Below are 3999 nucleotides of genomic sequence, written 5' to 3' on the forward strand. Positions count from 1 at the left end.
GCGGCCCTCAGGTAGCCCGGCGGGAGCGGACGGACGCCCGCCTCGCCCTGGATTGGTTCAAGTACGACGGCGGCAACCGACTCATCGACGGCGCTCACCAGTGCGTCGATATCGCCGAATGGAAGATGCTCCACGCCGCCCGGGAGAGGTTCGAAGGGCTCCCGGTAGGCTTGTTTGGAGGTGAGCGCGAGCGCACCCATGGTGCGGCCGTGGAAACCGCCGTCGAGCGCAAGGATCCGGCTGCGTTTTGTTCCCGCCTGGGCCGCGCTGCTGTTACGGCGGGCAAGCTTGAAAGCCGCCTCCACTGCTTCGGTGCCGGAGTTTGTGAAGAAGACCCTGGAACCATCCGGTGCCCTCGAGAGATCAAGCAGTTTTTCGGCGAGCGCAATCTGGGTGGGGCTGGTGAAAAAGTTGGAGACATGCCCCAGGGTGGCGAGCTGGCTGCTGATCACCGACGTGACAAAGGGATGGGCGTGGCCCAGCGCGTTGACGGCGATACCGCCCAACAGGTCAAGGTACTGATTTCCGTCCGCATCCCAGACGTGGCAGCCGGCGCCGCGGACCAGTACGCGCTGCGGAGTGCCGAAAACTCCCAGGAGCGACCTTCCGTAGCGTTCCAGCCACTCCTGGCCGGATGCTTCCTGGATCTCGGGCAGTTTTGCCTGCGTCACTTCATTCATGCGGTCACGTCCTCGTCCGGCACTACCTGGGTGCCGATTCCGGCGGTGGTAAAGACTTCCAGCAACATGGAATGAGCTTCCCTGCCATCGACAATGTGTGCCCGCTCCACTCCCCCGTCAACGGCCTTGAGGCAGGCCTGCATCTTGGGGATCATGCCGGACTCCAGCTGAGGCAGCTTGTCCCGAAGTTCCCCTGCCGTCAGGGATGAAATCAGCGACGACTTGTCCGGCCAGCTTGCGTAGAGTCCTTCAACGTCGGTGAGGATCACCAGTTTCGAGGCATGGAGTGCTTCGGCGAGCGCAGCGGCGGCGGTGTCGGCATTGACGTTCAGCACCTGGTTGGTACTTGTCCCCGCGGAGTCAATCTCAGGGGCAACCGTGGAGATGACGGGAATCCGACCCGCTTCCAGGATGTCCAGAATGGCTGACGGATTAACGCCCACCACCTCACCCACCAGGCCAAGATCCACGCCCACCCCGTCGATGATGGTCCCGGTGCGGACCGCCTGCAGCAGTCCGCCGTCCTCTCCGGAGAGCCCCACCGCATAGGGTCCGTGTGAATTGATGAGCCCTACGAGCTCGCGTCCCACCTGACCGGTCAGGACCATGCGCACTACATCCATGGCCTCGGGTGTGGTGACCCGGAGACCGCCCTTGAACTCGGACTGAATGCCCAGCCTGTCCAGCATCCCGTTGATCTGCGGGCCTCCGCCGTGCACCACCACGGGATGGATGCCCACGTGGTGAAGGAAGACAATGTCCTCAGCGAAGGCGCGGCGGAGATCCTCGTTGACCATGGCGTTGCCGCCGTACTTGACCACCATGACGGTTCCGGCGAAGCGCTGGATCCAAGGCAGCGCCTCGATGAGGGTGGCTGCCTTGTCCTGTGCCGCGTTGACTGTGTTCATGACTTCCTTTTCTTGCCCCCGGTCATCGACCACCGGGTCAGCTGGAGTACGCCGAGTTCTCGTGGACGTATTCATGGGTCAGGTCGTTGGTCCAGATGGTCGCCTCTGCCGTCCCGGCCTGCAGATCGATCTCCACACTGACCTCACGCCCGGTGAGATCGACCAGGTCCCGCGATTCACCGATACCGCCGCCCCGGCAGATCTGGATCCCGTTCATCGACACATTCAATTGATCCGGCTCAAACCGGGCATCGGTGGTCCCGACGGCGGCGAGCACCCGGCCCCAGTTGGGATCGTTGCCAAAGATGGCGGTCTTGAACAGATTGGACCGGGCGACGGCCCTGCTCACCTTTTCGGCGTCGCTCTCGCTGGCGGCGCCGCTGGTGGTGACGGCGATGGTGTGGCTGGCGCCCTCGGCGTCCTGGATGAGCTGCCGGGCAAGACTGTCGCATACCGCGGTCAGCGCTGCGGCAAACTCGGCGCCATCAGGGGTAATGCCGCTGGCTCCGGATGCCAGCAGCACCACTGTGTCATTGGTGGACATGCAGCCGTCGGAATCCGCGCGGTCAAACGTGACGCGGGTTGCTTCCCGGAGCGCAGCATCCAGCTCGGCGGGCGGCACCACCGCGTCGGTGGTCAGCACCACGAGCATCGTTGCAAGGCCGGGTGCAAGCATCCCGGCGCCTTTGGCCATCCCGCCAATAGAGTATCCCTCGCTCGGCTCATCTGCGGATGCCGGGTGCCGGGCTTCTTTGGATACGGAATCAGTGGTCATGATGGCCTCGGCCGCAGCTTGTCCTCCGGCGGTGGTGAGCTGACCGGCTGCTGCATCCACGCCCGAAAGCACTTTCTCCATGGGCAACTGCTCGCCGATGAGTCCGGTGGAGCACACAAAGACATCTCCCGCGGACACACCCAGCACCCCGGCGGCATGTTCAGCAGTGGCATGGGTGTTCTGAAAGCCCTGCGCTCCGGTGCACGCGTTGGCCCCACCGGAATTCAGTACCACTGCATCAACGCGTCCGTCGGATACGACCTGACGGGACCAGTGCACTGGTGCGGCGGCCACCCGGTTGGAGGTGAATACCGCTGCGGCATGCTTCAGCGGACCATCGTTGACCACGAGGGCAATATCGGGCTTTCCCGTTGATTTAAGGCCGGCGGCTACGCCGGAAGCCCGGAAGCCCTGCGGTTCGGTGATACTCACGGTGCAACTCCCTGCATTGTCAGGCCTGCCGTTTCGGGCAGTCCCAGCGCTATGTTCATGGACTGGACGGCCCCTCCGGCGGTGCCCTTAGTGAGGTTGTCGATCACGCAGCTGACGATGACCCGCCCCGCATGCCCATCGTAGGCAAGCTGCAGGTTCGCGTAGTTGGAGCCAACCACGGACTTGGTGGCCGGCCACTGGCCGTGCGGCAACAGCGTGACAAACGTTTCGTCGTCGTACGCGCTTTCCCACGCCTCCCTGAGTGATTCGGCGGACGCGCCCGGTGCCACTCTCGCTGTCGCCGTCGTCAGGATTCCCCTCGACATGGGGGCGAGGGTGGGAGTGAATGACACTGTCACCGGCATTCCGGCTGCGGTGGAAAGTTCCTGCTCGATCTCGGGCGTGTGCCGGTGGCCGCCCCCAACCCCATAGGGACTCATGCCGCCCATCACCTCCGAGCCGAGAAGGTGCGGCTTCAGCGCCTTGCCTGCACCCGACGCGCCGGAGGCTGAGACAATCACAACGTCGTCGGGCTTGAGCAGACCTGCGGCAAATCCCGGCGTCAGCGCCAGGAGCGCACTGGTGGGGTAGCAACCGGGAACAGCAATGCGCCTCGCTCCCCGGAGTTTTGCGCGCTGGCCGGGAAGCTCGGGAAGACCGTACGGCCAGGTTCCGGCGTGCGTCGAACCGTAAAACTGCTCCCACGCGGCGGGATCATCCAGGCGGTGATCCGCGCCGGCGTCAATGACCAGGGTGTCTGCGGGAAGCTTCGCCGCGATCTCGGCGCTGGCGCCGTGCGGCAGGGCGAGGAAGACGACGTCGTGGCCGGCAAGATTCTCGACGGAGGTTTCCTCGATCAATCTGTTTCCCAGTGAGTGAAGATGCGGCTGCAGCTCTCCCAGGCGGGAACCGGCACTGCTGTGGGCGGTGATGGCACCAATGGTCACGCCCGGATGCGATGACAGCAGGCGCAACACTTCGCCGCCCGCATAGCCGCTGGCGCCGGAAACCGCTACCGAAATACTCATGAACATCAGCGTACAGCAAACATATTCATGCTGTCACATAAATATGCAGGAGACCATGCGTCATAGCATGGATGAAACAGTTCCAACCGGATGGAGAAGTTCAATGCCCACAGCCATTGTTGTACATGTTGCAGGCGGACCGGAAGTCCTCGTTGCCCGCGATACCCACCAGCCAC

General features: G+C 63.7%; 4 protein-coding genes. All 4 read right to left on the minus strand.

The genetic code is table 11. The features are described 5' to 3' along the window. Positions 1-680, minus strand: a 680-nt coding sequence (locus tag Y708_RS25540) for an aminotransferase class III-fold pyridoxal phosphate-dependent enzyme (RefSeq protein ID WP_035776588.1), incomplete at its 3' end; no start/stop codon positions are given. After that, on the minus strand, positions 677-1588 hold the full coding sequence (gene argB / locus Y708_RS0115380) for an acetylglutamate kinase (protein WP_028280608.1): 912 nt from the start codon (positions 1586-1588) through the stop codon (positions 677-679). The genes argB and Y708_RS25540, both read right to left, overlap by 4 nt. Positions 1589-1625: 37 nt before the next feature. Further along, positions 1626-2795 (minus strand): bifunctional glutamate N-acetyltransferase/amino-acid acetyltransferase ArgJ, encoded by a 1170-nt coding sequence (gene argJ / locus Y708_RS0115385; RefSeq protein WP_028280609.1) that lies wholly within the window; start codon positions 2793-2795, stop codon positions 1626-1628. Beyond that, complete coding sequence (gene argC, locus Y708_RS0115390; protein ID WP_028280610.1) at positions 2792-3823, minus strand: N-acetyl-gamma-glutamyl-phosphate reductase; 1032 nt, start codon at positions 3821-3823, stop codon at positions 2792-2794. The genes argJ and argC overlap by 4 nt, the downstream gene beginning before the upstream one ends. Positions 3824-3999: the final 176 nt, after the last annotated feature.

The organism is Arthrobacter sp. H5 (genome assembly GCF_000520595.1).
In the GTDB taxonomy this organism is placed as follows: Bacteria; Actinomycetota; Actinomycetes; order Actinomycetales; family Micrococcaceae; genus Arthrobacter_D.